The organism is Salipiger marinus (genome assembly GCF_035481585.1).
In the GTDB taxonomy this organism is placed as follows: Bacteria; Pseudomonadota; Alphaproteobacteria; order Rhodobacterales; family Rhodobacteraceae; genus Salipiger; species Salipiger marinus.
Genome location: NZ_JAYKSL010000005.1, coordinates 122,230 through 147,430, shown reverse-complemented (window position 1 = coordinate 147,430; position 25,201 = coordinate 122,230). Strand labels below are relative to the sequence as shown.

General features: G+C 67.3%; 26 protein-coding genes. 14 read left to right on the top strand and 12 right to left on the bottom strand.

Annotated elements, in window-relative coordinates; all coding sequences use genetic code 11:
- The first annotated feature begins 12 nt into the window (after positions 1-12).
- Positions 13-705 carry a class I SAM-dependent methyltransferase gene (locus VK682_RS08740; protein ID WP_230795574.1) on the top strand — a complete coding sequence of 231 codons (693 nt, stop codon included), beginning with the start codon at positions 13-15 and terminating at the stop codon, positions 703-705.
- Between the two features lie 93 nt (positions 706-798).
- Complete coding sequence (locus VK682_RS08735) at positions 799-1,479, top strand: molybdopterin cofactor-binding domain-containing protein (RefSeq protein WP_230795572.1); 681 nt, start codon at positions 799-801, stop codon at positions 1,477-1,479.
- Positions 1,480-1,717: 238 nt separating this feature from the next.
- On the opposite strand, the gene VK682_RS08730 is transcribed toward VK682_RS08735, so the two are convergent.
- From VK682_RS08730 to VK682_RS08720, 3 genes are all read right to left on the bottom strand, one after another.
- On the bottom strand, positions 1,718-1,981 hold the full coding sequence (locus VK682_RS08730; RefSeq protein ID WP_230795570.1) for a hypothetical protein: 264 nt from the start codon (positions 1,979-1,981) through the stop codon (positions 1,718-1,720).
- Positions 1,975-2,619 (bottom strand): aldo/keto reductase, encoded by a 645-nt coding sequence (locus VK682_RS08725; RefSeq protein WP_230795568.1) that lies wholly within the window; start codon positions 2,617-2,619, stop codon positions 1,975-1,977. The genes VK682_RS08730 and VK682_RS08725 overlap by 7 nt, the downstream gene beginning before the upstream one ends.
- A 189-nt stretch (positions 2,620-2,808) precedes the next feature.
- Complete coding sequence (locus tag VK682_RS08720) at positions 2,809-3,795, bottom strand: MBL fold metallo-hydrolase (RefSeq protein WP_230795567.1); 987 nt, start codon at positions 3,793-3,795, stop codon at positions 2,809-2,811.
- Positions 3,796-3,925: 130 nt separating this feature from the next.
- On the opposite strand from VK682_RS08720, the gene VK682_RS08715 reads away from it, so the two are divergent.
- Positions 3,926-4,819, top strand: coding sequence for a LysR family transcriptional regulator (locus VK682_RS08715; RefSeq protein WP_230795564.1), 894 nt, complete (start codon positions 3,926-3,928; stop codon positions 4,817-4,819).
- Here VK682_RS08715 and VK682_RS08710 read toward each other — a convergent pair.
- Positions 4,747-5,385 carry a cupin domain-containing protein gene (locus VK682_RS08710; protein ID WP_230795562.1) on the bottom strand — a complete coding sequence of 213 codons (639 nt, stop codon included), beginning with the start codon at positions 5,383-5,385 and terminating at the stop codon, positions 4,747-4,749. The two genes, VK682_RS08715 and VK682_RS08710, sit on opposite strands and share 73 nt — an antisense overlap.
- A 303-nt stretch (positions 5,386-5,688) precedes the next feature.
- Between VK682_RS08710 and VK682_RS08705 the strand changes: the two genes are divergently transcribed.
- Positions 5,689-6,228, top strand: a complete 540-nt coding sequence (locus tag VK682_RS08705) for an FCD domain-containing protein (RefSeq protein WP_230795560.1) — start codon at positions 5,689-5,691, stop codon at positions 6,226-6,228.
- A gap of 119 nt (positions 6,229-6,347) precedes the next feature.
- Positions 6,348-7,277 carry a TRAP transporter large permease subunit gene (locus VK682_RS08700; RefSeq protein WP_230795557.1) on the top strand — a complete coding sequence of 310 codons (930 nt, stop codon included), beginning with the start codon at positions 6,348-6,350 and terminating at the stop codon, positions 7,275-7,277.
- 42 nt (positions 7,278-7,319) lie between these two features.
- Here the strand turns inward: VK682_RS08700 and VK682_RS08695 are convergent, their stop codons facing one another.
- Genes VK682_RS08695 through VK682_RS08680 form a run of 4 tightly spaced genes read right to left on the bottom strand, consistent with a single transcriptional unit; the run spans position 7,320 to position 10,789 of the window.
- Positions 7,320-8,504, bottom strand: a complete 1,185-nt coding sequence (locus tag VK682_RS08695; RefSeq protein ID WP_230795555.1) for a threonine synthase — start codon at positions 8,502-8,504, stop codon at positions 7,320-7,322.
- 12 nt (positions 8,505-8,516) lie between these two features.
- Positions 8,517-9,275, bottom strand: a complete 759-nt coding sequence (locus tag VK682_RS08690) for a creatininase family protein (RefSeq protein WP_230795554.1) — start codon at positions 9,273-9,275, stop codon at positions 8,517-8,519.
- Positions 9,272-10,408 (bottom strand): amidohydrolase/deacetylase family metallohydrolase, encoded by a 1,137-nt coding sequence (locus tag VK682_RS08685; protein WP_230795553.1) that lies wholly within the window; start codon positions 10,406-10,408, stop codon positions 9,272-9,274. Before VK682_RS08685 ends, VK682_RS08690 begins: the two co-directional genes overlap by 4 nt.
- A gap of 9 nt (positions 10,409-10,417) precedes the next feature.
- Positions 10,418-10,789: a RidA family protein gene (locus VK682_RS08680; RefSeq protein WP_230795552.1), complete on the bottom strand. Its 372-nt coding sequence runs from the start codon at positions 10,787-10,789 to the stop codon at positions 10,418-10,420.
- 172 nt (positions 10,790-10,961) lie between these two features.
- On the opposite strand from VK682_RS08680, the gene VK682_RS08675 reads away from it, so the two are divergent.
- The 8 genes from VK682_RS08675 (at position 10,962) to VK682_RS08640 (ending at position 18,433) form a co-directional block, all read left to right on the top strand.
- Positions 10,962-11,840 carry a MurR/RpiR family transcriptional regulator gene (locus tag VK682_RS08675; RefSeq protein WP_089845268.1) on the top strand — a complete coding sequence of 293 codons (879 nt, stop codon included), beginning with the start codon at positions 10,962-10,964 and terminating at the stop codon, positions 11,838-11,840.
- A gap of 1 nt (position 11,841) precedes the next feature.
- On the top strand, positions 11,842-12,903 hold the full coding sequence (locus VK682_RS08670; RefSeq protein WP_230795551.1) for a D-TA family PLP-dependent enzyme: 1,062 nt from the start codon (positions 11,842-11,844) through the stop codon (positions 12,901-12,903).
- Positions 12,900-13,421, top strand: coding sequence for a TRAP transporter small permease (locus VK682_RS08665; protein WP_230795550.1), 522 nt, complete (start codon positions 12,900-12,902; stop codon positions 13,419-13,421). The genes VK682_RS08670 and VK682_RS08665 overlap by 4 nt, the downstream gene beginning before the upstream one ends.
- 2 nt (positions 13,422-13,423) lie before the next feature.
- Complete coding sequence (locus VK682_RS08660; RefSeq protein ID WP_324781684.1) at positions 13,424-14,704, top strand: TRAP transporter large permease; 1,281 nt, start codon at positions 13,424-13,426, stop codon at positions 14,702-14,704.
- Positions 14,705-14,754: 50 nt separating this feature from the next.
- The gene (locus VK682_RS08655; RefSeq protein WP_324781683.1) at positions 14,755-15,804 is read left to right on the top strand and encodes a TRAP transporter substrate-binding protein; all 1,050 of its coding nucleotides are present in this window, start codon (positions 14,755-14,757) and stop codon (positions 15,802-15,804) included.
- A 282-nt stretch (positions 15,805-16,086) separates the two neighbouring features.
- A complete protein-coding gene (locus VK682_RS08650) occupies positions 16,087-16,842 on the top strand; it encodes a DeoR/GlpR family DNA-binding transcription regulator (RefSeq protein ID WP_324781682.1) in 756 nt (251 codons plus the stop codon).
- Entirely contained in the window at positions 16,835-17,977 is a 1,143-nt protein-coding gene (locus VK682_RS08645) for an MFS transporter (protein WP_324781681.1), read from the top strand. Before VK682_RS08650 ends, VK682_RS08645 begins: the two co-directional genes overlap by 8 nt.
- A 153-nt stretch (positions 17,978-18,130) precedes the next feature.
- Positions 18,131-18,433, top strand: coding sequence for a tautomerase family protein (locus VK682_RS08640; protein ID WP_269061960.1), 303 nt, complete (start codon positions 18,131-18,133; stop codon positions 18,431-18,433).
- A 6-nt stretch (positions 18,434-18,439) separates the two neighbouring features.
- On the opposite strand, the gene VK682_RS08635 is transcribed toward VK682_RS08640, so the two are convergent.
- Positions 18,440-19,051: a LysE/ArgO family amino acid transporter gene (locus tag VK682_RS08635; RefSeq protein WP_324781680.1), complete on the bottom strand. Its 612-nt coding sequence runs from the start codon at positions 19,049-19,051 to the stop codon at positions 18,440-18,442.
- 88 nt (positions 19,052-19,139) lie between these two features.
- Between VK682_RS08635 and VK682_RS08630 the strand changes: the two genes are divergently transcribed.
- Positions 19,140-20,033 carry a LysR family transcriptional regulator ArgP gene (locus VK682_RS08630; protein WP_324781679.1) on the top strand — a complete coding sequence of 298 codons (894 nt, stop codon included), beginning with the start codon at positions 19,140-19,142 and terminating at the stop codon, positions 20,031-20,033.
- 188 nt (positions 20,034-20,221) lie between these two features.
- On the opposite strand, the gene VK682_RS08625 is transcribed toward VK682_RS08630, so the two are convergent.
- The 3 genes from VK682_RS08625 to VK682_RS08615 are packed head-to-tail and all read right to left on the bottom strand — an operon-like array spanning position 20,222 to position 25,102.
- Positions 20,222-20,752 carry a ferritin-like domain-containing protein gene (locus VK682_RS08625; RefSeq protein ID WP_230795537.1) on the bottom strand — a complete coding sequence of 177 codons (531 nt, stop codon included), beginning with the start codon at positions 20,750-20,752 and terminating at the stop codon, positions 20,222-20,224.
- A gap of 58 nt (positions 20,753-20,810) precedes the next feature.
- Positions 20,811-23,927: an efflux RND transporter permease subunit gene (locus VK682_RS08620; RefSeq protein ID WP_230795536.1), complete on the bottom strand. Its 3,117-nt coding sequence runs from the start codon at positions 23,925-23,927 to the stop codon at positions 20,811-20,813.
- The gene (locus VK682_RS08615; protein ID WP_230795535.1) at positions 23,924-25,102 is read right to left on the bottom strand and encodes an efflux RND transporter periplasmic adaptor subunit; all 1,179 of its coding nucleotides are present in this window, start codon (positions 25,100-25,102) and stop codon (positions 23,924-23,926) included. The genes VK682_RS08620 and VK682_RS08615 overlap by 4 nt, the downstream gene beginning before the upstream one ends.
- Positions 25,103-25,201 lie beyond the last annotated feature (99 nt).

Here is a 25,201-nt window from a genome sequence, read left to right as displayed (position 1 = left end):
CCGAGGATGCTCATGTCCCTTTCTGCCAAAGCTGACACGCCCCAGCGCCCTACCCTGTCCGCAGAGCGCGACAGGGCACAGACCGATCACCGCGCGCCCCCGATGTCGACGCGCTGCGGATCCGACAGCCTGCGCTTTCTGCGGTCTTGGGCGTCGGATCCGCTGCGCGTCGCGGCGATCGCCCCCTCTGGCGTGCGGCTGGCAGAGCTGATCACCCGTGAGATCACGCCCGACCACGGCCCGGTGCTGGAGCTGGGCGCGGGAACGGGCGTGTTCACGCGCGCGCTGCTGGCCCGTGGCCTTGCGGAAGACCAGCTGACGCTGGTCGAGATGGGCCCCGACTTTGCCGCGCTGCTGCGCATGCGCTTCCCTCAGGCGCGGGTGCTGCAGCGCGATGCCGCCCGGCTGTCTGCGTCCGTGCTTTTTCCGCAAGACAGGGCAGGGGCGGTGGTCAGCGGGCTTGGGCTTCTGTCGATGAAGCTGCGCACGGTGCTGGCGATCCTGAGGACCGCCTTCGCCTGCCTTCGCCCCGATGGCAGCCTCTATCAGTTCACCTATGGCCCGCGCTGCCCGGTGCCGCCTTCGATTCTGACCCGGCTTGGCCTGCAGGCGCAGCGCATCGGGGGCACTTGGGCCAATCTTCCGCCCGCCTCGGTCTACCGCATCAGCCGCAGCGCGCCTTTGACCGTGCCTGACCGGTCATGACCGATGCTGGCTCGTTCTATACGGTATAGTATATGCCGGTGGCGCGTGGTGTAGCGGCTGCCTTGGCTCAGCCTCACCTCCGGTGCGTCCCATGTGCCCGTGGGCCTCTGGCGGTCGAACGGCTATTCGCACAACGCCTTCTTTTCGGAATCCTTCATGGATGAATGCGCCCATGTCGCCGGGATCGACCCGCTCGACTACCGGCGGGCGCTGCTGCGGGACAGCCCGCGTCATCTTGCCGTGCTCGACCGTGTCGCCGCGCTGGCGGGCTGGGATGATCCGCTCCCCGCCGGACGCGGGCGCGGCATCGCCATCGAACGCGCATTCTACAGCATCGTGGCGCAGGAGGGCGAGGTGACGGTGTCCGAGGAGGGCGAGGTGACGGTGGACCGGGTGACCTGCGCTGCCGATGTCGGCACCGTGATCAACCCCGCTCAGGTGATCGCCCAGATGGAGGGCAGCATCTGCTGGGGCCTGACCACCGCGCTGATGAGCGCCAACACGCTGGACAGGGGCGCGATGCGGGAAACGAACCTCCACGACTTCCCGGTGCAGCGCCTGCACAACGCGCCCGATGTGCATGTCGCGCTCCCTGACAGCGACGCGCCGCCGGGGGGAGCGGGAGAGCCCGGCGTGATCCCGGTCGCGCCCGCCCTTGCCGATGCGATCTTTGCGGCAACCGGACGGCGGCTGCGCCGCCTCCAGCTTGCGGTGACACAGCCCGTGGGTGTGCGGCGGACCCGGTCGATCCTGCCCGCGGCAGAGGAGGCCTGAGCGCCGCGCGCTGCGGCGTGACGCCCGGCGCCGCCATGACCGGCGCCCGGTGCCGCTGCAGCCCGGCCCCGCGCCTGGCCGAGGCCGGGCCAGCGCAGCCTGACCTGAAACGGCAGGCTCGCATAGGGCCAACGGCGCGGCTGGCAGAGGAAAGGGCGGCGGTTCCGTCACCCGCCGTCCTGCCTGATGTCTCCTCGCGCCGCGGTGCCTGCAGCGGGATCTGCCCCGATCGCCCGCGTCAGCGGAGTGTGGCAGTGCGCGCCGCCGCCTGCGCGCTGCGTATCCGGCCATGATAAAGCGCGTCCTTGCCCGGAACCCATGGCAGGGATGCAATCGTGCTGAAGCCCGGGATCGTTTCCATGTGGCGCAGCATCCGGCGGCGCATCGGTTTGTCCGGAAGCGGGCCGCGCATCGCCATCAGGGTGTCGCTCATATGGTCAGGGTTCGACGTGCCGCAGAGCAGACAGGTCGCGGCGGGATGGGCGATGACCCATTTCAGCAAGAACTGCGCCCAGCTTCTGGCGCCGAAATCCTGCGCGAAATCCGGCAGGGGCTCCCGCCACGACATGCATCAGCCGCGCCTTTGCCAGCGGCAGGTTGACGAAGACCCCGATGCCCCGGTCGGCGGCGGCGGGCAGCAGCCTGTCCTCTGCCGAGCGGTTGAAGATCGAATGGCTGGTCTGCACGACATCCCCCCCGCTCGATGAAACCGGTCAGCTCCGCCTGATAGGAGGACTCGTGATGGGTGACCCCGACATGGCCGATCTGGCCCTCGGACTTCCATGCCTGCATCAGCGGCAGGACAACCCCGGCATTTGTCATGCTGTGGCACTGCATCAGGCCGATCACCGGGCGCCACATGCGGAGCTTCGACTGATCAAGGCTGGCCGTGGCATGGCTGGTATCGCCCAGATAGTCGCCGGTCGACCAGATCTTGTTGGCCACGAAGATGTCCCGTGCCTCTGGCATCTCGGACATGATCGCGCCAAGGCTGACCTCGGCTGAGCCATAAAGCGGCGAGGTGTCGACCACGCCGCCGACACCCGCGGCAACCCGGGCGACGACCTCGCGCAGCGGCGCGCGCGGCGCGCCGGGCAGCAGGTCGAAGGTCAGGAAGGGGCCCAGCCCCAGCGCCGTCACCGCTTGGCCGGTCTGGCCGGTCTGGCCGATCTGGCGCGTGATCTGCGCATCTTCCGCGCTGTCGGCGGACCCGGCCTGCTGCGCTTGCGCGCTGCCCGCTCCGGTCGAGGCCAGACCGAGCGCGGCGGCCCCCTCGGCGCCCGGCAGGCTGCGCCGGTCGATGGTCGTGATGTCATGGGCCCTTCAAGCTCAGAACTGCCAGCCCGCAGGCACCCAAGCGTAGCCGCTGTCGGTCCGCAGGATGTGGCCAAGCCCGGGGAAGGGAAAATGAAAGCCCAGCACGGGGATGCGGTCAGCCGCTGCCCGGTCGAAGATGCGCTGCCGGGTCGCGGCGGCCCCCTCCTGATCGCGGTCGGGTCCGGGGCGCCAGGGCTGGTTGATGTTGATGACGGGGTGATAGGCCAGATCGGCGGTCAGCAGCACCTGCGCGTCGCCCGAATGCACAAGGAACGTCGCCATGCCCGGGGTGTGGCCCGGTGCGGCAATCGTGGTGAGGCCGGGCAGGATCTCTGTGCCGGGGTCGTAAAGCGCGATGTCCTGAAGATAGGGCTGCACGCTCTGCTTGATGTTGGCGGCGAAGCGCTGCCGGAACTCCTCTGGCACCGGCATGTAGGACAGATCCGGCTCTGCCTCCACGAAAAAGGCCCAGTCGGGGCGGGGGGCCATCACGGTGGCGCGGGGAAAGGCGCGGCCCCCCTCTGCGCTGCGCAGGTTGCCGACATGATCGGGATGGGTGTGCGAGATGACCACCATGTCGATGTCGTCTGCCGCAAGGCCGATGGCGCGCAGGTTGTCGAACAGCCGACCGCCATTCGGACCCATGGTCGCCCCGGCCCCGGCCTCCAGCAGCACGCGCTGGCCGCCGATCTCCAGCAGCAGGGTGTTGAGGTTGAGGGCAAGAAACTCCGTCGGCAGCATGGCGCGGCGCAGAACCTCCGCCAGATCCGCCTCCGGGGCATCCCCGGCATAGATCGCGGGCGGGCCGCCGATCATGCCATCGCTCAGCACGGTCGCGGCAATATCTCCGATGCGGAAGCGGTAATGCCCCGCATTCCCGACCGGCGACACGGGGGCGGGCTGTGCCGACAGCCGTCCTGATGCGCCGGAACCGACCAGCAGGCCGGATGCCCCGGCCATGGCGGTCAGCATGATCTTGCGACGGTTGAGTGTAAGCATTCTTGGTCCTTTCAAGCGGGGAATGGTCTGGCGGCCCCGAGACGGCGCTGCGGTCGCTCCGAAGATGACACCCCGCCAACCGCATGATAAGCCGAGCAAAGAAGAGCACACTGATCTGCTGGAGCGAGCAATGCCGCCTGTACGGCTCGATCATCTGGAAACCTTCGCGCTGATCGTGCGATCCGGCGGCTTTCGCGCGGCGGCGACGGACCGCGGCGTCTCTTCCTCGGTGATGAGCCAGACGATGACCACGCTTGAACAGGCGCTTGGCCTGCGGCTGCTGAACCGCACCACGCGCAGCATCGCCCCGACCGAGGCGGGGGCGCGGCTGCTGGACCGGCTTGGCCCGGCGCTTGACGACATCCGCCTCGCGCTTGTCGAGCTTGACCAGCTGCGCGAAACTCCGTCCGGCACCCTGCGCATCAACGCGCCGGGGCCTGCGGTGGACCATGTGCTCTGTCCGCTCGCCTTCGCCTTCATGGAGACCTATCCCGAAGTCCGGGTCGAGATCGTCAGCGATGCCGCCATCGTCGACATCGTCAGTCAGGGTTTCGACGCGGGTGTCAGGTTCGGGCGGCAGCTGGCAGAGGACATGATCGCGGTGCCGCTTGGTCCGCCGCTGCGCTATGCGATCGTGGCGAGCCCGGACTATCTGAGGGACCGCGGGCGCCCCGAAACCCCCGGCGATCTGATCGGCCATAACTGCATCCGGCGCCGCTATCCGGGGGGCGCGCTGGCGGCGTGGGCCTTTGCCAAGGAGGGCGACACGGTCGAGCTGGTGCCGGAGGGCCGCCTGACCCTGAGTTCGGCGCATCAGGAGCTTCAGGCCGCCCTTGCCGGGCAGGGGATCGCGCATGTGCTGGAGGATTATGCCCGCGCGCCGATCGCGGAGGGTAGGCTTGTCGATCTTCTCACCGACTGGAGCCCGACCCTGCCCAGCTGGTTCCTCTATTACCCCAACAGGCGCCACAGCAGCGCCGCCATGCGCGCCTTTCTGGACTTCGTGCGCCGCTCAGCGCGCTGAGCGCTGCCGCGCCCCTGCACGGTCTCGGACGCGCGGCGGACTGATCCGTGCCAGTGGGTGCCGGCGACCTGTCCCGGCGGCGATCCGGTGACGCGGTTGAACCCAGCGAAGACCACATGCTGCCCTTCCGCCAGCAGGGCGGCGGCGGACATCCTCCGCCAGCGGGCCAGAAACCCCATCGGCGTCTCGCCGACCCGGCTGCGGAAGCGCTGCGCGATGCTGGAGCGCGGCATCCCGGCGATGCGCCCCAGCGCCTCCGGCGTCCATGCTCGGCCCGGATCGTCCTGGACGGTGCCGGGGTTCGGATCGGCCAGCGCCGAGACCCAGCCTCTATCCACCTTCGGCACATCGGCAAGGGAAGGCCGCAGCGCCTGCGCGAGGATCATGCGGGACAGGTTCTGCGCCACAAGCGCGGATCCGGGGGCACCCTCCCGCATCTCCGCCGTCATCAGATCCCGATAAAGCCGGAGCCGCGCCTGCTCTGCCGCACTTTCGATGCGGATGATCGGCGGCATCATCGCCGCCTGTCCTGCGGCGATCTCGAACCGGTTGCCGACCAGAAACACGTCGCCGCGGCCAGTTTAGGTCACCACCTGACCGCTGCGGTGGGGATGTCCGGGGCTGCTGGACTTGGTCACGGACCGGCCACTGGGCCGGACGAAGCAGTTGCCGCTGCGCAGATGGACCGGTGCCGCATCCGCCATGGCCAGCCAGCAGTCGCCCCTGATCACCGCGTCGCATTTGATGCGACCGGCCAGATCATCAAGGCTCAGCCCCCCGGTCGCCCCCGGCGGTGATGCAGCTGCGCGGCTTGAGCAGCGCCAGCAGATGAGACAGCGGATCCACGGCGTGACAGAGGATGAGCCATCATGATAGCCGCCGGTGTTCAGTCCTTCGGCCATCCCCCCTACGAGGAGCTTCGCGACCCCGAAGCCGGGGCGGGCGAGGCCGTCCTCACCGTCGGGGCCGCAGCCATCAGCCCCATTCTCCGCCTGCGTCGCGACTGGCTGTCGGGCCAGATCGCCAAGGACGTCGAGGCGCAGGGGCGGTCGGGGGAATTTGCGAACCGCGCCCGCCTGCCGTCAGAGCGCGATCTGGCGGAGCCTCTGGCCCAGAACGAGGACATCGCGCTTTTTCCTCGGACCGATTACACCTTTCACCACCGGATTGCGAGCATCGCGCAGGATCCGCTCACTCATGTCGTGCCGGAACTGCCGGAGGACCAGCGGCGCATGTCGCTGAACCATCCCGAGGCGCTGTCCAGGGCCATGGCCGCGCACCGGCAGATGGTCGAGTCGATCCGGGACCGCGACGCGGACCGCGCCGAGGCTGCGATGCGCGCCCACCTGACGGTGGTGGTCCAGACCTACTCGGACATCCGCGAAGAGGCCGCCGATCCGGCGGACTGACACAGACGGCACAGGGCGGTGCTGCGATGCGCGCGGACGGGGCAGGGGCGTTTGCCCGCCCGGGCTGCGGCAGCGACTAGCGCGCCGGTGGCGACCGAACTTTCTGCAACGGCTCCACGATGCTTCCTGGCTGTATTGGTTATGATTTCACCGGCTCCAAGCAATCCATGCGCTTCACCCAGTATTCCGGCGTTCCGGATCAGCCGCCTGATCCGGTGATCGAGGCCGGGGTCGTTGCGCTGAAAGCGCGCAGCGATCCGGCGGAACAGGCGGTTGCGCAGTCGCTGGCGGCACTGGACTGGCTGCGGGCGCAGGGCTACCAGCAGGTCCTGTTCAAATACTGCCCGACCTTCTACGCCCGCAAGCATGGCTATCCCACCGAAGGCAGGGTCAGCGGTGCCGAAAAATGGCGGCGGCTGAAGGAGGCAAGCTGGGCGCTGATGATGCCGGTCATCATCATCGGCGGGATCCGCATGAGTGTCTTCACCCCGACCGAGGGCGGGGCGGTGGTGGCCGTCTATGCCTTTCTGGTGGGCATCTTTGTCTACAAGGAAATCACGCTGCAGAAGATCCCTGCGATCTGCATGGAGGCCGCCATCGGCACCGCAGTCATCGCGGCGATCATTGCCGCCACCTCGCTGTTCGGCTGGCTGCTGACCAATGCGCAGCTGCCGCAGACCATCGCCGGGGCCATCCTCGGGCTGACCGAAAACCGCATCCTGCTGCTGCTCATCAACCTGATGCTGCTGGTGGTGGGCATGTTCCTTGACAGCGGTCCCGCCATCCTGCTGCTGACGCCGATCCTTGCGCCGGTGGCGGGGCATCTGGGAGTCGATCCGGTGCAGTTCGGGCTGATCATGGTGATCAACCTGACCATCGGGCTGCTGACGCCGCCGGTGGGCACGGCGATGTATCTTGCCAGCAGCATCTCGGGCGTGTCCATCCTGCGGCTGTCGCGCGCCATGCTGCCGTTCTGGGGGATCATGCTGGCGGTGCTGATGCTGGTGACCTATGTCCCCGGCTTCACCAGCTGGGCCCTGTCGAACTGATCCTGCCGACCTGACCCGGCGGGGCAGGCGGCGCGGACGGGCTCAGATCTCGCGCAGCAGATCCTGCGGGGAGGTGGCGCCCGAGGCAGTGTCGAGGCTGACCGCCGACAGATCCTTCAGCCCGTGGCCGGTGCCTACCGCCACGACGCGCTCATCGGGTGTGATCAGCCCGGCGGCCAGCAGCGGCGCGATGGCGCCGATGGTGATGGCGGCGCTTGGTTCCAGCAGGATGCCCTCGGCCGAGGCAAGCTCGCGCTGGCTGTCCAGAATCTGCGCCTCGCCGATGGCAATGGCGGCCCCGCCATGGCGCCGGATCTTGGCAAGCGTGTAATCGCCGTTGTTCTCATAGCCTTCCAGCGTGTCGTTCAGGGCCGAGGCGATGGTGGGCTGATGCGCCCATGGCCCCACATCGCCACCTGCGTCAAAGGCTCGGGCGATCGGGGCGCAGGCGGTCGGCTGCACCGCAACCGGGCGCGGCACGTGATCGATGGCACCGATGGCGTGCAGATGTTCGAACCCCTTCATCAGCCCCACCAGCAGCGGTCCGCTGGAAATCGGCAGAAGCAGCACATCCGGTTTCAGCGGCGCCAGTTCATAGGCGATGGTCGCGTAGCCGTCGACACCGAAGGGATTGTGAAACGTCGTCGTCAGGTTCACCCAGCCCCGTTCGCGTGACAGCTCTTCGGCGAGCCTGCAGCATTCGCTGGTCGGGCCATCGACGGTGACCAGCCTTGCGCCGGTGATGGCGATCTGGCGCAGCTTTGCCGGGGGCGCCGTGCGCGGCACAAGAATGACGATGGGTCGGCCAGCCCGCGCGGCATAGGCCGCCCCAGAGGCCCCGGCATTGCCGCTGGAGGACAGCACCATGCCGGGGCGGTCGTATTCGCAGGCAAGCGCTGTCGCAACCGCGATGGCCCGGTCCTTGAACGACCCGGTGGGCATCAGGGAATCCGTCTTGATCCACAGATCCGACAGGCCCTTCTGCCGGGCCAGCCTGCTGGCCTGCAGCACCGGGGTCGCGCCCTCGCCCAAGGTGATGCGGTTCTGCGGGCGCACGGCGGGCAGGCGGTTCGCCCAGGCCCAGACCCCCGGTCCCGCCACGCGCGAAGGCGCATCAAATCCCAGCACCAGATCAAGGATGCCGCCGCAGGCCGGGCAGGTGGAGGGCACCTTGGCAATCTCCTCGCTGCTCCCGCAGCTGATGCAGATCAGATGGTCCTCGGTCATGGCGGGTCTCCTTTACGACAGGCTGCGGATGACATGGGCCAGCTGTGCCACGACGGCGGATTCGATGGCGCCGCCCTTGGCCGCCGTGGCCAGATGCGGGGCGCCCACCACCCCGTCGCCGCCGGATTTTACCCGCATCGTGCGGTGCAGCACGCCGCGCCCGGCCTCCAGCATGTCTTCCTGTGCCCAGTGCGGCGCGGGATCGCGCCCGTCGTCGTGATGCGGGATCAGATCCGCGCGCAGGGTTCCCGGGGCTGCCGACATCATCAGCGAGGTTTCGAATTCGCAGGCATGGCCAAGACCGCCGCGCGTGCTGCTGCGGATCCCGGCAAGTTCGGGGGCCGCCAGCCGCCACCATGTCAGAAAGGCAAGGCTGCGGTCGGGATGAGCGGCGCCCAGTTCCTCCAGCATAACCTGCCCGATGGCCTGATTGCCGCCATGGGAATTGAGCACGATGACCGACCGGAACCCGTGACGCAGCACGGACCGCAGGATGTCGCCGACATAAAGCGCAAAGCTGCGATGGCTGACCGACAGGCTGCCCGCAAAATCCATGTGATGCTCGGAACAGCCGACAGCGACCTGCGGCAGGATCAGCACCTCGTCCGGCATCTGCGCCTCGATCAGGGACAGGAAGCGCTGGCCGATCACCGCATCGGTGGACAGCGGCAGGTGCGGCCCGTGCTGTTCGATGGCGGCGACCGACAGCAGGACCGGCACGGACCGGTCCATGGTCTCCAGCTCTGCCGAGGTCAGGTCGGCCCAGATCATGCCGGATCCCACCACGCGCCGCCGATGACGACGCCACCGCTGGTCAGCCGCTGCGATCCGGTGACGGTCTCGCCCTTCACATCCGCGAAGGCAAAGCTGCCTTCGGCCAGCGTCAGGACAGAGGCGTCACCCGCAGCCCCCGGCTGCAGCGTGCCAAGATCGGGGCGCGACAGCACCGCCGCCGGACGGCTGGTCGAGGCGGCGATGACCTCGTCAAGCGGCATCCCGAGCGCCAGAAACTTCGACAGGGTCGTGACCTGATCATAGGCGGGCCCGTCGATGCAGAAGGCGTGCACATCCGAAGAGATGACATCGGGCGGAAACCCTGCGGCCAGCATGGCCCGCGCCGTCTTCCACGAAAACGATCCCATGCCATGGCCGACATCGAAGATCACGCCGCGGTCGCGGGCGGCCAGAACCTCGTCCTTGACCGTGCCGTCGCCGCGCACCGGCGCATTGGGGAAGGGCCGGTAGCAATGGGTCAGCACGTCGCCCCGGCGCAGCCGCGCCACCACCGCTTCGTAGCTGGGGGGCGGCTCGTCGATATGGCACATCACATGCAGGCCGGTCTCTTCGGCCAGATCCAGCGCCACATCCAGCGGGGCGATCCCCTGCGGGCCGCTGGCATGGCGTCCGATCCTGACCTTGATGCCCACGATGACATCCCGGTTGGCCTCGATCACCGGGATCGCCTCCTGCGGGGCCATCAGCCGGAAATCATGGCTTTCGCCCATCATGATGCGCGGCGAAAAGCCGTAAATCCCCGCGAAGGAGACGTGCAGATAGGCAAGGATGCGCGAGCGGCAGGGGTCGATGACATGTTTGCGGAAGCCCGCAAAATTCCCCGGCCCCGCGCTGCCCGTGTCAACGGCGGTGGTGACCGCGCTGCTGCGGGCAAAGGCCTCGGCGTCGATGCCCAGAGAGGTGCCGCCCCAGTAGACATGGGTGTGCAGGTCGATCAGCCCGGGCGTCACCACCTTTCCCGAAACGTCGCGGCTCTGTGTGGCGCCGGTGGCCAGATCCTGTCCGATCTGCGCCACCTTGCCGCCGGCAAAGGCCACGTCGCAGACCTGATCAAGGTTCTGGGACGGGTCGACCACGCGACCGCCGGTCAGGACAAGGTCAAATGCCATCTTGGATCCTCAGTCTTGCTGCGGGCAATAGGCGATTGCCTCGATTTCCAGCGCGATGTCGACCATCAGGCGGGATTCCACGGTCGTGCGGGCAGGCGGGTTCGTGGCGAAGTGACGGGCATAAACCGCGTTCATCTCGGCAAAATCCGCAGCATCGCGCAGCCAGACGGTGGTCTTGACGACATCCTCCATCCCCGCGCCCGCCAGTTCCAGCGCCGTCTTCACATTGGCAAGCACCTGCTCTGCCTCGGCGGCGACGCCGCCGCCGACAAGCGCGCCGTCCGGCCCGACCGGCACCTGCCCGGAAATGAAAACGAAATCGCCCGCGCGCACCGCCGGAGAAAGCGGCACGTGCGAGGTGCCGAAAGTCTGCTTTGCCATGAGCTGTCCCTTATTCGCTGAATCATGTAACTTTCTTACATTCTTTTAGGCATGTTCATAAATCAACAGTTTTATCGGTGAAGTTACGAAAATGATATGTTGCTTTATTACATGAGACTGCGCAGCATGATCTCTGGACGAGGCATCGAATCCTCCGGGATCAGGGCGGGACATGACCAATATCGACATCGTCAACATGCTGCGGGAGATCAGCGGCAGCGACACAGGGGCGAACAGCCGACTGGCGCGGATCATTCTGGAAGACGTCGATTTTGCGTCCCGCGCCGCGATCGCCGATCTTGCCGCGCGCGCCGAGGTGAGCGAGCCCACCGTGACCCGGTTCTGCCGGTCGCTCGGGTTCGACGGCATGCGCGATTTCAAGCACAAGCTGGCGCAGATCATGGTTCTGGGCGGGCCCTATCTTTACCCGCGCCCGGTCGAGACGGATGACAGCAGCGACCGCGTGGCGGAGGCGATCACCGCCGGGATCGAGCGCGCCATCGCGCTGGTGCGCAGCCATCTGACGCGCGACGACATCACCCGCATCCTGCCCGCGCTTGTGGCGGCAAAGCAGGTCACGGTGTTCGGCTCGGGCGGCGTGTCCTCTCTGGGTGCGATCGAGATGCAGACCCGGCTGTTCCGGCTGGGCATTCCCATCGTCGCCCAGACCGACGGGCAGCTTCAGCGCATGATCGCGGCCATCAGCGGACCCGAGCATGTCATCGTGGCGATTTCCGTCTCCGGTCAGGTGCAGTCGATCGTGGAATCCATCGAACTGGCCCGGCAATATGGCGTGACGACCATCGCGATCACCAAGCCGGGGTCGCGTCTGGCGGCCAGCGCGCAGATCGTCCTGCCCTTTCTCGTGCCGCCGGACGATTACCTCTACAAGCCGACGCCCGCGCGCTACGCGCTGCTGTTCATCATCGACCTCATCGCCACCGCGGTCGCCGAACATATCGGCCCCGACGTGCTGGAGAAGCTGCGCCGCGTCCGCGTCGCCCTGTCCGGCATCAATTCCGACGATCCAATCTGGCCCATCGGAGACTGACATGGACACCCTCCACAGCCTAGAGACACCCGCCGTGGTGATCGATCTTGCCAAGCTCCGCCGCAATCTGGCGCGGGCGCAGTCCGCCGCCGATGCCGCAGGGCTGGCCCTGCGCCCGCATATCAAGACCCACAAGTCGCTTCGCCTTGCCCAAGAGCAGATCGCGCAGGGTGCTGTTGGCGTCACCTGCCAGAAGCTGGGTGAGGCCGAGGTGATGGCCGATGGCGGCATCGACGACATCCTGCTGACCTACAACATCCTTGGCGCCGCAAAGCTGGCCCGGCTGCGGGCGCTGGCCGACCGGTGCCGCCTTGCCGTGACCTGCGACAGCGCCCCCGTCGCCGAAGGCTACCGGCAGGTGATGGCGGGTGCGGACAGGCCGCTGAGCGTGCTGGTGGAATGCGACACCGGCATGGGGCGCTGCGGCGTGCAGACCCCCGAGGCCGCGCTGGATCTGGCCCGCGTTCTTGAGGCGGCGCCCGGGCTGCGGTTTGGCGGGCTGATGACCTATCCCGCTGCCGGGGGCGTTCAGGCCTCGCGCGACTGGCTGGCGCGGGCGGTGGCGCTGCTGTCGGACCACGGCCTGCCGCCACGGATCGTCACCACGGGCGGCACCCCGGATATCTGGGACGCGATGCAGCCGGGCATCGTCACGGAATATCGCCCCGGCACCTATATCTACATGGACCGCAGCCAGATCGCGGCAGGGGCCTGCACCAGCGAGGAGTGCGCGCTGCAGGTGCTGGCGACGGTGGTCTCTACTCCGGCGCCGGGTCGCGCGGTGATTGATGCGGGGTCAAAAACGCTGACCTCTGACGCGATGGGGCTTGAAGGGTTCGGGTTTCTGCCGGACCACCCCGAGGCAAGCATCGTGACGCTGAGCGAGGAGCATGGCGTCATGGATGTGTCGCGCTGTGCGGTGCCGCCGGAACTGGGCGCGCGCGTGCGGATCATCCCGAACCATGCCTGCCCGGTCTCCAACCTCTTCGACACGGTCTGGCTGCTGGATCCAGAGGGCGGCGCCACGCCGCTGCGCGTCGATGCACGGGGATGCGTGACATGACGGATCTGTCGCGGCTGAGCCATGTGGCGGGCAAGGCCAGTCACGCGCTGTCCCGCCTTGTCGAGGTGGTGCTGATCGTGCTGATGGCGGCGCTGGTCCTTGACGTCTGGATCGGCGTTCTGGACCGCTACCTGTTCAGATGGCAGCTGAACTGGCCCGAGGTGCTGGCCCGCTACCTGATGATCTGGACCGTGCTGCTGGCCATTTCGGTGGGGATCGCGCGGCGCGAGCATATCGGCCTGACCATGTTCATCGACCTGCTGCCGCAGGGGCTGCGGCGCGGCCTGCTGCTGCTCAGCGACATTCTGGCGCTGGCGCTGTTCGCCTATCTGTTCTGGTTCGGCGTAGGCTTTGCCCAAGGCGGCGCCACCCGGCAGGCGATGATCTTCGGCATGACGCTTGGGCCCGCCTATGCGGCCATTCCGGTCTCGGCGGGGCTTGCCTTCGTTCAACTTCTCCTCGTGGCCCTCAGGGATCGCGGCACTCACGATCTGCGGGATCGCGCTGAAAGGAACTAGGCATGCTGATCGGGATACTTTTTGTCGGTCTTCTGATGATCGGATCGCCCATCGGCTTTGCCATCGGCATCGCGGGGCTCGCCGGAATTGCCGAGATGGGCAATGCGCGCATGCTGGCCATGGGCCCCAGCCGGATGTTCAACAGCCTCGACATCTTTCCGTTTCTGGCCATGCCGTTCTTCATTCTGGCGGGCGAGATCATGAACCATATCGGCATCACGTCGCGGCTGATGCGGTTTGCGCATATCCTTGTCGGGCATTTCCGCGGCGGGCTGGCCCATGCCAACATGGTCGCCTCGGTGATGTTCGCGGGGCTGACGGGGGCTGCCACGGCGGATGCCGCCGCCTTCGGGCGCACGCTGGTGCCGGAAATGGTGGCACAGGGCTACCGGCGCGACTATGCCTGCGCCGTCACGGCGGCGGGGTCGATCATCGGCCCGACCATCCCGCCTTCGGGCATCATGGTCGTCTATGGCTCGCTGATGGGGGTCTCGATCGGCGGGCTCTTTGCGGCGGGCATCCTGCCCGGCCTCGCCATCTGCGTGGTCTGCATGCTCATCATCGCGCTCGGCGCCAGACGCAACGGGCTGCCCGTCGCGGCCCGCCGCGCCAGCTTCCGCGAGGTGCTCCGCGCGTTTCTGGATGCCACCACCGCGCTGCTGATGCCGGTCATCATTCTGGGCGGGATCCTTGGCGGCATCGTCACCCCGACCGAAGCCGCCTCCATCGCGGTGGCCTATGCGCTGTTCGTGGGCTTCGTGATCTACCGCAACCTTGACCTTGGGGCGCTGGGGCGGATGCTTCTGCAGACCGCCGTCATCAGCGGCGTCATCTTCGTCATCATCGGCTTTGCGGGCATTCTGGGCTGGTGGATGAGCTTCAACCGCATCCCGCAGGACATTGCGAGCGGCCTGCTTGGCATCTCGGAAAACCCGCAGATCCTGCTGCTTCTCATCATCGGCCTGCTGCTGGCGATCGGCATGGTGATGGATGTCACCGCCATCCTCATCATCCTCGCCCCGGTGCTGGCGCCGATTGCCGCGCAGATCGGCCTGCAGCCGATCCATGCCGGGATCATCTTCGTGGTGGCGCTCAACATCTCGCTGATGACACCGCCCGTGGGCGCCTGCCTGTTCGTCCTGTCCTCGGTCACGGGCGAGCGGCTTGAACGGATCGCGGCCAAGCTCTGGCCCTTCCTGCTCGCCCAGATCGGCGTGCTGCTGGTCTTCGCCTTCTGGGAAGACGCGGCGCTGCTGATCCCCCGGCTGTTCGGCTTCGTCTGAGCGGTCGACCCCACCAACAAGAAACCAGAAACCAACAAGGAGAGAGACTGATGAAACGCACCCCGATCTATGGACTGGCCCTGACGGCGCTGCTGGCCCCCGGCATGGCCGCTGCACAGGATCTTGTGATCCAGCTTGCCCATGACAACAACCCCGACCCGTTCGACAATCCCGGCCATGCCTGCGCCGCGGTCTTCGGCAACATCGTCCGGTCCGAGACGAACGGCGCCGTCGATGTCGAATTCTTCCCCAACGATCAGGTCGGCACCAATACCGAACAGGTGCAGATGACCCGCGACGGGGTGGTGCAGGCGACCATCTCCTCCACCGGGGCCATCGCCTCCTATTATCCGAAGATCGACGTGCTGAACCTGCCCTTCGCCTTCAGCGGCAATGCCGCCACCTACGAGGTCTTCGATGGCCGCTTCGGCGAGATGCTGAAAGCCGATATCGAGGAGGAGCTGGGCGACGTGGTGGTGCTGGGCTTTCCCGATACCGGCGGTTTCTTTGCGGTGACAAATTCCTCCAAGCCGATCACCGATCTGGCCGATTTCGAAGGGGTGCGGGTGCGGACCATGACCCTGCCGTCGCATCAGGTCATCATGAACGCCATGGGGGCGGAATCCTATCCGCTGGCTTGGGGCGAGCTGTATTCGGCCCTGCAGACCGGGGTGATCGACGGTCAGATGAACCCGGTCCCGATCATCTCCTTTGCGAATCTGGGCGAGGTGCAGGGTTACATGACCCTGACCAACCATCTGTTTTCGCCCTATATCTTCCTGATGAACCGCGCGGTCTGGGAAGAGCTGAGTGCCGAGCACCAGAAGATCGTCACCAGTGCCGCGCAGTCCTGCGTGACCGCCTCGCGCGGGCTGGCCCGGATCATCGAAGCCTCGGATCGTGGCGTGACCGGCCTGTCGAACCTGATGGAGATCTCAGCCCTTGATCAGGCGCAGCGCGACGAGATGCGCGACGTGACCCAGCCCGCTTTCGACGCGCATATCGCCGACCAGCTGGGCGAAGACGCGGTGGCCCTGCTCGACGTGCTGAAGGAAGAGGCTCAGGCGGCGAACGACGCCAGCTACCTCGTGTCGAACTGACCTCTCCCTGTCTCCGGCGCCCGGTCGGGCAACCGGGGACAGGATCGCCGCGCCCAGTCTGGTCTGGCTGCCCGCCGCGCCCGCCGCGTCACAGGCCGTCTGCAAGAACAAGGATTTGGCCGGAGGGCGTCCTGCTGGCCTGCATCCTGCGCAGGTGGAGCGGAGGGATGTCAGGAACGGAAGCCGCAAGGCGGCGCTGGTCTGACCGGCGCCGTCATTTTCCGTGTTGCAGGTTTATGCGTAAATTTGCATGATTATGCAGAATCATGCGGAGTCATGCAGGTGAGCCTGAACATTCCTGAAATGCGGCTGAAGGTGCTGCGCAGGCGCCTGCTGGACGGCGAGCCGCTGGTTGCCGCCCGCATCGCCGAAGAATTCGACGTCTCTCTCGACACCGTGCGGCGGGATCTGATCGCGCTTGAAGCCTCGGGCGAGGCGCGGCGGGTCCGGGGCGGCGCGCTGCGCCCCGCAGTTCCTGCCGAACCGATGGAGGCGCGGATGCTGAAAACCCAGCCCGCGCTGCCGGGGATCGCGCGCAAGGCGCTTGCGCTCTGCCAAGGGCGCAAGACGCTGCTGCTGGATGGCGGCACCACGGTGCTTGCGCTGGCCCATGTGCTGGAGCCGGAGCGGGGTCTGCTGGTGGTCACGCCCTCGCCCTGGGTGGCCGTGGCCTGCCAGCCGAAGGGCATCGAGGTGCTGATGCTGGGTGGAAAGCTCAGCGCGGGCGGCGGGATCAGCGTCGGCCTCGACACCGAAGCCCAGCTTCACGATCTGGCAGCGGACATGGCCATTCTGGGCGCCTGCGGGCTTGATGCCGCCTTCGGGATGAGTTCCGACGACGCGCTTGAATCCGGCGTCAAGCGGGTGATGGCGCGCGCCGCCGCCGCCACGGTTGTGCTTGCCGACAGATCGAAACTCGGCCAGAGGGCGCGCCACCGGACGCTGCCCGCCGCCGCGATTGACCATCTGGTGACGGATGCGGACCCGGCGGAGGTGGAGGATCTGCGCGCGGCGGGGCTGGAGGTGCATCATGCCTAAACTCGTAACGCCGGTGGGGGCCGTCTGCGCGATGTTCGCCCTCAATGGCGGGCTGTTCGGGGTCTGGGCCTCGCGGATCCCGGCCTTCACCGCAGAATTCGCCCTGACGCCCGGCACGCTGGGTCTGCTGCTGCTCTGCCTTGCGGGCGGCGCCATCCTGTCCTTTCCGGTGGCGGGGCGGCTGTCCGACCGCATGGGCGCCGCCGCGCTGACCAAAGGGCTCGCGCCGCTTTATGTCACGGCCCTCTGCCTGCTGGCCGTCGCGCCCAACGTGCCGCTGCTGGCGGCGGCGCTGGCGCTGTACGGCGCGTTTTACGGCGCGATGGATGTCGCGATGAATTCCTGGGGCGCCGAGGTGGAACAGGCCCGGCAGCGCCACCTGATGTCGCGGTTTCATGCGCTTTACAGTCTGGGTGCGGGGCTTGGGGCGGCAACCGGTTATGCGGCGGTGTCGCTGGGGATTGCGCCGGGGCTGCATTTCCTTTGCGTCGGCGGGGCCGCCACAGCACTGGCCTGGGTCTTTGCGCGCGTGCCATGGGCGTCGGCCCGCGCCGCCGCAGACGAGGGGCCGCGCTTTGCCATTCCGCGCGGGCCGCTGCTGATCGTGGGGCTTGTGGCGCTGGCGGCGGCGGTGGGCGAAGGCGCCATGGCGGACTGGAGCGCGGTGTTTCTGGCGGATGTCACCGGCACGTCGGACGCTTTGGCAGCCTTGGGCTATGCCTGTTTTTCGGTGGCCATGGTGGTCACCCGGCTGTCAGGCCCGGCGCTGATTGCCACGCTCGGGCCTGCGCGCACGGCACAGTTTAGCGGCGGGTTCGCCGCAGCGGGTGCCGCGCTGATCGTCTGGTCCGAGGGGCTGCCCGTGGCGCTTCTGGGCTTTGGTCTGCTGGGGGCGGGATATGCCACGATCATGCCGCTGGCCTTTTCCCGCGCCGCAGCGGGGGCGGGGCGCGCGCAGGGCCGGGCCATCGCCAGCGTCGCCACCCTTGGCTATGGCGGGATGCTGCTGGGTCCGCCCCTGATCGGCGCGCTGGCAGAGCTGGTGGGGCTGCGCCACGCCTTTCTGCTGCTGGCGGGCCTGTCGCTGCTGATCGTGCTGCTGTCCGGCGTCCTCCAGCCGGAGAGGGAGGGCTGACCGGCCCGGCTGGGGGATGGCCAAGTGGCGGGCTGCCGCGCTAGGAAGACGGCGCCGCGACGCTGCGGTGCCCCAAGCGCAAGGATCCCGCCGATGCCGCATGTCATCATCGAATTTTCGGACAATATCGGCTAGTGGGCCGATCCGGCCACCCTGACCAAGGCGGTGCATGACCGGCTCTGCGGGCTGGACACGCTGCCGACCGAGGCGATCAAGACCCGCGCGACTGTGCAGGAGCGGTTCCATTTCGGCACCGACACCGAGGGGCGGAAGGGCTTTGTCACCGTGCTGATCCGGACCCGGCCCGGGCGGGACGATGCGGTGCTGCTGCAGATCTCCGAAGCGGCGCGGGATGCGGTGACCGCGCAGGTGAGGCCTGTGGCGGGAAAGGCGCTGTCCGTCTCCGTGGAGATCCAGATGATGGATCCCGTCGCGGTGGTGCGGGCCAAGGTCTGAGCCGCTTCAGGCGCCAAGCAGCAGCTTCAGCGCGATGGCCCACATGACCAGTGCGATCCCGCCTTCCAGCAGGCGCCATGCGGCGGGGCGGACAAAGACCGGTCGCAGCGCCGCCGCGCCAAAGCCAAGCGCGAAGAAGAACAGGAAAGACCCGGTCATCGCCCCGGCGGCAAAGCTCGCCTTCTGCGCGCCGAACTGGGTGGACAGGGTGCCAAGCAGCACGACCGTATCCAGATAGACATGCGGGTTGAGCCATGTCAGCGCAAGGCAGGTCAGCAGCGCGCCCGCCAGCCCCGATGGCTCCTGCGCCGGGGCGGCGGTCAGCACCTCGCGCGAGCGGAGGGCAGAGCGCAGGCTGCGGGCGCCATACCAGATCAGGAAGGCAGCCCCGCCATAGCGCATCAGCGGATCCACCCATGGCAGCCATGCCGCGATCCTGCCGAAGCTGGTGAGGCCGAGCGCGATCAGCAGGGCGTCGGACAGCGCGCAGGTCAGGCAGATCCAGACCACATGCTCGCCCTTCAGCCCCTGCCGCAGCACGAAGGCGTTCTGCGCCCCGATGGCCATGATCAGGCTGAGCCCCATCGTCAGACCCGTGAAAAAAACTGTCAGATCCATGCACGCCCCGCCCTCTGTTTCCGCTGGCCATAGACCAGCGCGCCGGGTTAGCCAAATTAAACAGGCTAACCCCGGATTAGGAAAACTTATGCTCGACTATCCCGCTGCCAGAGCCGTGCTGCTTGTCGTGCAGAGCGGCAGCTTCGAAAGCGCGGCGCGAAGCCTTGGCATCACGCCCTCCGCCGTGTCGCAGCGGGTGCGGGGGCTTGAAGACCGGCTGGGCGTCATTCTGGTGGCGCGCGGCTCCCCCTGCACGGCCACGGAAGAGGGCGCATGGCTCTGCCGCCACATGGAACAGGTGGGCCTGCTGGAGGGGGAACTGGCCGGGCGCTTTCCGCAGCTGCAGCTTGGCGGGGCGGCGGCGCCGGTGACGCTGCACATCGCCACCAATGCCGACAGCCTTGCGACATGGCTGCTGCCCGCGCTGGCGCCTTTTACGAGGGAGAGCGGCCATCTGGTCGACATTGCCGTAGATGACGAAGAGCATACGGCGGAGTGGCTGCGCCGGGGCCGGGTCATGGCGGCGGTCACGGTGCTGGGCAAGCCGGTGCAGGGCTGTCAGGTGAAGCCGCTTGGCAGCCTGCGCTACCACGCCACCGCCAGCCCGGAGTTTGTGCGCCAGTTCTTTCCACAGGGGGTGACGGCGCAGGCCCTGTCCGCAGCACCTGCCCTGACCTTCAACCAGAAAGACCGCCTGCAGCAGCACTGGGTGCAGCAGCAGCTTGGCCATGCGGTGACGCTGCCCACCCACTGGCTGCCCTCCTCGCAGGGTTTTGTGGATGCGGGTTTGGCGGGGATGGGCTGGGGGCTGAACCCGATCCACCTTGTGCGCGGGCATCTTGCCTCGGGCCGGCTGGTAGAACTTGTGCCGGGGGCGCCGCTGGATGTGCCGCTGTCATGGCAGATCGGACATCAGGCGGCGGGCAGCATCGCCTCGCTCACCAGCGCCATCGTGGCAGAGGCGAAGCGGGCGCTGGTCTGAGGTGGGTGCAGCGTCTGCGTCACCGGCCTGTGAGTTATCCCCGCAAGCGGGGGATGGATCTGTGGATGAATGGGGGCTTTTCCCTTGCCCCCTTGGCCTGCGGCTGACCTGCCTAGAAAAGAGGCATTCCTGCGCGCGTGCCCCGGGGGCGGTCGGAAACAGGCCCCGGGCATGGCCGGGAAGGGCCCTCAGATATCCGCCCGCTCGTCCGAACTGCCAAGGTCGACATAGCGGCGGGTGACCGCTTCGATGCTGTCATGCAGGGCGGCGGCCATGCGGCGTTCCTCGTCCAGATTCTGCTGCAGCAGCAGCGTGGCCGAACTGGCACCGCACAGATCGGCGGTGGTGATCAGCGACACATAGGCCGCGATCTCGAAATTCTCGAAGGCGTGATTGGCGAAGGTGTTCTTGAGGATTTCGTCATCGGCCATGGTGTGACCCAGCGCCGCCAAGGTGCCGCTGAGCGCGGTGGCGGTGTCCTTGAACCCCGAGGCGGAGGCATCGACCTGGGCCAGAACCTCGTCGAGGCGGCGCAGCTGGCCTTCGGTTTCCTCGATATGGCGCTGCAGCAGCGCCGAAACCTCGGGGTAATGCTGCAGCCGGTTCACCTGCGGCTGCATGATGGCGAGCGCCTGCTTTTCCATGGCATGGGCGTTCCGCAACCCGCTGAGAAACACGTCCTTTGCGCTGATCGTCTTGGCCATATCGTCCTCCGGCATGGGTTTGAGGTCCATGAACCGGCCCGGGGCGGCGTTGTTCCAGCGTCCAGATCCCGCCTCAGGACACGGGGGTGGGCAGGGCCCGCGCCTCCGGCTTTTCGCGCAGCATCAGCATGGCGGGGGTCACCACCAGCGTCAGCACCGTCGCGATGATCAGCCCGCCCGCAATCGCGCTGGAAAGTTCGGTCCAGTACTGGGTCGAAGGCGCGCCGAACAGGATCTCCCGCCCGATGAAATCGATGTTCATGCCCAGCACCATGGGCATGAGCCCAAGCGCCGTGGTGACGGAGGTCAGCACCACGGGCCGCAGGCGCTGTGCCCCGGTCCGCACCGCCGCCTCCATCGGCGACAGGCCCGTCTTGCGCAGGTCGTTATAGGCATCGATCAGCACGATGTTGTTGTTCACCACGATCCCCGCCAGCGCGATGACGCCCACGCCCCCCATCACCACCCCGAAGGGCCGCCCGGTGACGATGAGCCCCAGCAGCACGCCGCCGATGGAAAAGATGATCGCGCTCATCACCACGAAGGACTGGTAGAAGCTGTTGAACTGCACCACGAGGATCAGGAACATCAGGCCGATGGCGGCCACGAAGGCTGCGGCGAGGAAGATCATCGATTCCTGCTGGTCCTCCGCCTCGCCCGCGAATTCGTAGCTGGCGCTGTCGGGCAGGTCGGCCTGATCCAGCGCGCTGCGCAGCGCAGTGACCTGATCGTTGACCAGCAGCCCGGAGGCGACATTGGCCTCGATCGTGGTGACGCGGCGTTCGTCGATGCGCCGGATCACCCCGACCCGCTCCACCGGTTCGAAGGTCACGAAGTTGGAGATGGGGACCAGCCCCGCCGAGGTGGGCACGCGCAGGTTGGTCAACTCCGCCAGCGAGCGCGAGTCATTGGGAAACCGCACCCGCACGTCAAGTTCGCCATCGGCATCCGGCGGGCGGTAATCGGTCACGGTCACGCCCTGCGTCAGCAGCTGCACCGCCTGACCCAGAAGGCTGACATCGGCGCCAAAGCGCGCCGCCTCGGCGCGGTCGACATTGATCGCGACTTCGACGCCGGGCAGGGGGCGGGTGTCGGTGACATCGGTAAAGCCGCCGATCCGCTCCATCGTGGCCAGCACCGTGTCCACCGCAGCGCCCTGCTGGGTAAAATCCTGGGTCGAGACGCGCAGGTTCACCGGCTTGCCGCTGGAGGGGCCGCCGCTTTCGGTTTCCACCTGCACGTCTATGCCCGCGATATCGGCCATCTTGTTGCGGATTTCCGCGCCGATCTCTGCGGCGGGGCGGCGGGTCTGCCAGTCGACCAGATCAAGCTGGATCGTGCCGATCACATCCTCGTCGCCGCCGCCCGCGCTCATGGTGGAACGGGCATAAATGCTCTGGATGCCGCCGGTGCCGATCAGCCGGTCCTCGACCTGCCGCACCAGATCGTCGCGTTCATAGATTGACAGGTTGTCGCGGGCGCGCACCTGCACCTGCATGAATTCCGGTTCGATCGACGGGAAGAACGAGATGCCGCGCCCGAACTGGCCGTAAAGCGCAAAGCCCCCCAAGAGCAGCGCCAGCGCCAGCACCACCGTGGTCCATGGCCGCAGCAGCGCGCGTTCCAGCAGCCGCACATAGGCGCCGGTCAGCCCGCCGATGGTCCGCGGATCGCCGCGTTCTGCGGCCTGCAGCGCGGATTTGGCGGCAGCGGTGCGCGGCTGGTTGCGCCCGATCATGCCGCCGATCACCGGAATGAAGATCAGCGCCATAAAAAGCGAGGCCCCCAACGTCAGGATCACGGTGATGGGCAGGTATTTCATGAACTGGCCGATGAGCCCGGTCCAGAACAGCAGCGGAAAGAACACCGACAGCGTGGTGGCGGTGGAGGCGATGATCGGCCATGCCATGCGCTTGGCGGCATGGGCATAGGCGTCGCGCGGGCTGTCGCCTTCCTGCAGGCGCCGGTCGGCCAGCTCCACCGTGACGATGGCGCCGTCCACCAGCATGCCGACCACAAGGATCAGCGCAAAGAGCACGACGATGTTCATGGTGAATCCCATGGCCCAGATCACCGCCACCCCGGCAAGGAAGGCGCCGGGGATCGACAGGCCCACCAGCACCGCCGACCGCAGGCCAAGCGCAAAGACGATCACGACCATCACCAGCATGATCGCGGCCATCACATTGGCCTCCAGATCCGACAGCAGCGTCTTCACCTGTTCGGACTGGTCCTGCAGATAGGTCACGCGCAGGCTGTCCGGCCAGTCGCCGCTCATCTCTTCGATGACCTGCTTGGTCTGGGCCACCGTGTCGATGATGTTGGCGCCCGACCGCTTGGTGACCTCCAGCGCCAGCGACGGCTGGCCGTCGATGCGGGCATAGCCGGTCGGATCCTCGAAGGTCCGGCGCACGGTGGCGACATCGCCAAAGGTGACGACGGTGGTGCCGTCCACCTTCACCGGCATCGCCATCACATCGGCCAGATCCTCGATCAGGCCCGGCACCTTCAGCACGATGCGCCCGCCGCCGGTCTCGATGGCGCCCGCCGCGATCAGCTGGTTGTTGCGCTGAAGCTGGCTGGTCAGGCTTTCGAAGCTGAGATTGTAGGTCTGGAACACCGTGGGGTCGATCAGCACCTCGAGGAATTCCTCGCGCGCGCCGCCGATATCCACCTCCAGCACGCCGGGCAGCGCCTCGAGCCGGTCCTGCACCTCTTCGGCGATGTCGTTGAGCGTGCGTTCGGGCAGCGGCCCGGACAGGACCGCCGTGATGATCGGGAAAAGGGCGGTGTTGATTTCGGTGACGTTGAGCGTGGTCGCATCGGCGGGCAGATCGGGCTGCACCGTGTCCGCCGCCTCGCGCACCTTGTCGAGCGCCTCGTCAATGTCGCCGCCTGCGGCAAATTCCAGCTGCACGCTGGCAAAGCCCTCGGTCGCCTCGGCAGACATCTGCTCCAGCCCTTCGATGGCGCCGAATTCGGCCTCCATCGGCTCGATCAGCAGCCGTTCGGCATCGGAGGGGCTGATGCCGTCCAGCGTGGTGCTGACATAGACCAAGGGCAGCGGCACCTCGGGATTGGCCTCTTTGGGGATGGCGATATAGGCGACGGCGCCGACGGTCAGGATGATCGCCAGCAGGATCATCACCGCGCGGCCCCGGGAAAAGGCGGCGTCGATCAGCGCGTTCACGGCTGATCCTCCGCCAGCGCCTGCGGGATCGCGCTGCTTTCGGTGTCTTCCTGCGTCTCGCCTTCGGCGTGCTGGCTGCGCACCTCTTCGCCATCGCGCACGAAGCCCTGCCCGACGGTGATGATCTCGGCCTGTTCCACCAGCCCGGTGACCCAGACGCTGTCGATCTCGGTCTTCACGATCTCGATGGGGTAAAAGGCGACATGCCCGTCCTCCACGGTCTTGACGCCAAGCTGCCCGCTTTCGTCCAGCGAGATGATCGAGGGCGTGACCCGATGCGCCGTGGCGTCGCCGGTGGGGATGGTGACCTGCGCCGAAATCCCCGCCGGAATCTCGCCGCCGGGATTGGTGACCTCGATCTCGGTCAGAAAGGTCCGCGTTTCAGAGGCGGCGGCGGCACCGACAAAGCTGACGCGGCCCTCGCGGGTCTGGCCGGTGATGAAATTGACCTGCGCGGTCTGGCCTTCGCTGATCCGGCTCAGCGCCTGCTGCGGCACCTGAATGGCGACGGTCAGCGGATCATTGTCGACGATGCGGGCAATGGTGGAGCCCGACTGCACATATTCACCCTGACTGGCGGGCAGGGTTTCGATCCGCCCCGCAAAAGGCGCCTCGACCACAAGGTTTTCCATCGCCTCCTCGGCGCTGGCCACATCGGCCTCGGCGGTGGCAAGGGCGGCGCGGGCCTCTGACAGACGGTCCCGGGTGGCAACGCCCCGGTCAAACAGCTGCGTGGCATTGTCGAATTCGCGCTGCGCATTCAGCCGCTGCGCCCGGGCCTGCGCCAGCGCCGCCTCGGCGCGGGAGGAGTTCAGCCGGGCCAGCAGATCGCCCGGCGCCACCCGGTCGCCCTTGGCGAAGGGCATCTCGATCACCGTTCCGGCGGTTTCGGCGATGACATCGGTATCACGGTCGGGCAGCGCCTGACCCTCGGCCCGGAAGCTGAGCGTCACGGGTTCGGCGGCAGAGCGGGTGACCATGACCGAAGGCGGCGGCGGATCCTCGGCGGCGGTTTCCGCGGCAGGGGCCTCGCCGGGAAAGATGATGCCGCTGCCCATCCAGCCGATCAGCGCCACCACCAGCGCAACCGCGATCCAGATCGACCGGGACGCGCCGCGATCGGTCTCAAAGCGCAGCGGCTCGGTTTGTGCCGCGGGGGCGGGATGGTCGGTCATGCTGGTTCCCCTTGCTCATGGAGGTGTGATCGCGCCCTCTGGCCTGCGCCTTTACATACCGACGGTCGGTCGGTAATCAAGGCCACCGGTCAGGGAGAA

Bases quoted from the DNA above. Each gene is read 5' to 3' on its own strand.
- VK682_RS08645 (WP_324781681.1), top strand. From the start codon at position 16,835: ATGCCTAAACTCGTAACGCCGGTGGGGGCCGTCTGCGCGATGTTCGCC.
- VK682_RS08625 (WP_230795537.1), bottom strand. From the start codon at position 20,752: ATGCCGGAGGACGATATGGCCAAGACGATCAGCGCAAAGGACGTGTTT.
- VK682_RS08740 (WP_230795574.1), top strand. From the start codon at position 13: ATGTCCCTTTCTGCCAAAGCTGACACGCCCCAGCGCCCTACCCTGTCC.
- VK682_RS08665 (WP_230795550.1), top strand. From the start codon at position 12,900: ATGACGGATCTGTCGCGGCTGAGCCATGTGGCGGGCAAGGCCAGTCAC.
- VK682_RS08705 (WP_230795560.1), top strand. From the start codon at position 5,689: ATGATAGCCGCCGGTGTTCAGTCCTTCGGCCATCCCCCCTACGAGGAG.
- VK682_RS08635 (WP_324781680.1), bottom strand. From the start codon at position 19,051: ATGGATCTGACAGTTTTTTTCACGGGTCTGACGATGGGGCTCAGCCTG.
- VK682_RS08720 (WP_230795567.1), bottom strand. From the start codon at position 3,795: ATGCTTACACTCAACCGTCGCAAGATCATGCTGACCGCCATGGCCGGG.
- VK682_RS08630 (WP_324781679.1), top strand. From the start codon at position 19,140: ATGCTCGACTATCCCGCTGCCAGAGCCGTGCTGCTTGTCGTGCAGAGC.
- VK682_RS08685 (WP_230795553.1), bottom strand. From the start codon at position 10,408: ATGGCATTTGACCTTGTCCTGACCGGCGGTCGCGTGGTCGACCCGTCC.
- VK682_RS08660 (WP_324781684.1), top strand. From the start codon at position 13,424: ATGCTGATCGGGATACTTTTTGTCGGTCTTCTGATGATCGGATCGCCC.
- VK682_RS08690 (WP_230795554.1), bottom strand. From the start codon at position 9,275: ATGATCTGGGCCGACCTGACCTCGGCAGAGCTGGAGACCATGGACCGG.
- VK682_RS08615 (WP_230795535.1), bottom strand. From the start codon at position 25,102: ATGACCGACCATCCCGCCCCCGCGGCACAAACCGAGCCGCTGCGCTTT.
- VK682_RS08680 (WP_230795552.1), bottom strand. From the start codon at position 10,789: ATGGCAAAGCAGACTTTCGGCACCTCGCACGTGCCGCTTTCTCCGGCG.
- VK682_RS08715 (WP_230795564.1), top strand. From the start codon at position 3,926: ATGCCGCCTGTACGGCTCGATCATCTGGAAACCTTCGCGCTGATCGTG.
- VK682_RS08695 (WP_230795555.1), bottom strand. From the start codon at position 8,504: ATGACCGAGGACCATCTGATCTGCATCAGCTGCGGGAGCAGCGAGGAG.
- VK682_RS08700 (WP_230795557.1), top strand. From the start codon at position 6,348: ATGCTTCCTGGCTGTATTGGTTATGATTTCACCGGCTCCAAGCAATCC.
- VK682_RS08675 (WP_089845268.1), top strand. From the start codon at position 10,962: ATGACCAATATCGACATCGTCAACATGCTGCGGGAGATCAGCGGCAGC.
- VK682_RS08670 (WP_230795551.1), top strand. From the start codon at position 11,842: ATGGACACCCTCCACAGCCTAGAGACACCCGCCGTGGTGATCGATCTT.
- VK682_RS08655 (WP_324781683.1), top strand. From the start codon at position 14,755: ATGAAACGCACCCCGATCTATGGACTGGCCCTGACGGCGCTGCTGGCC.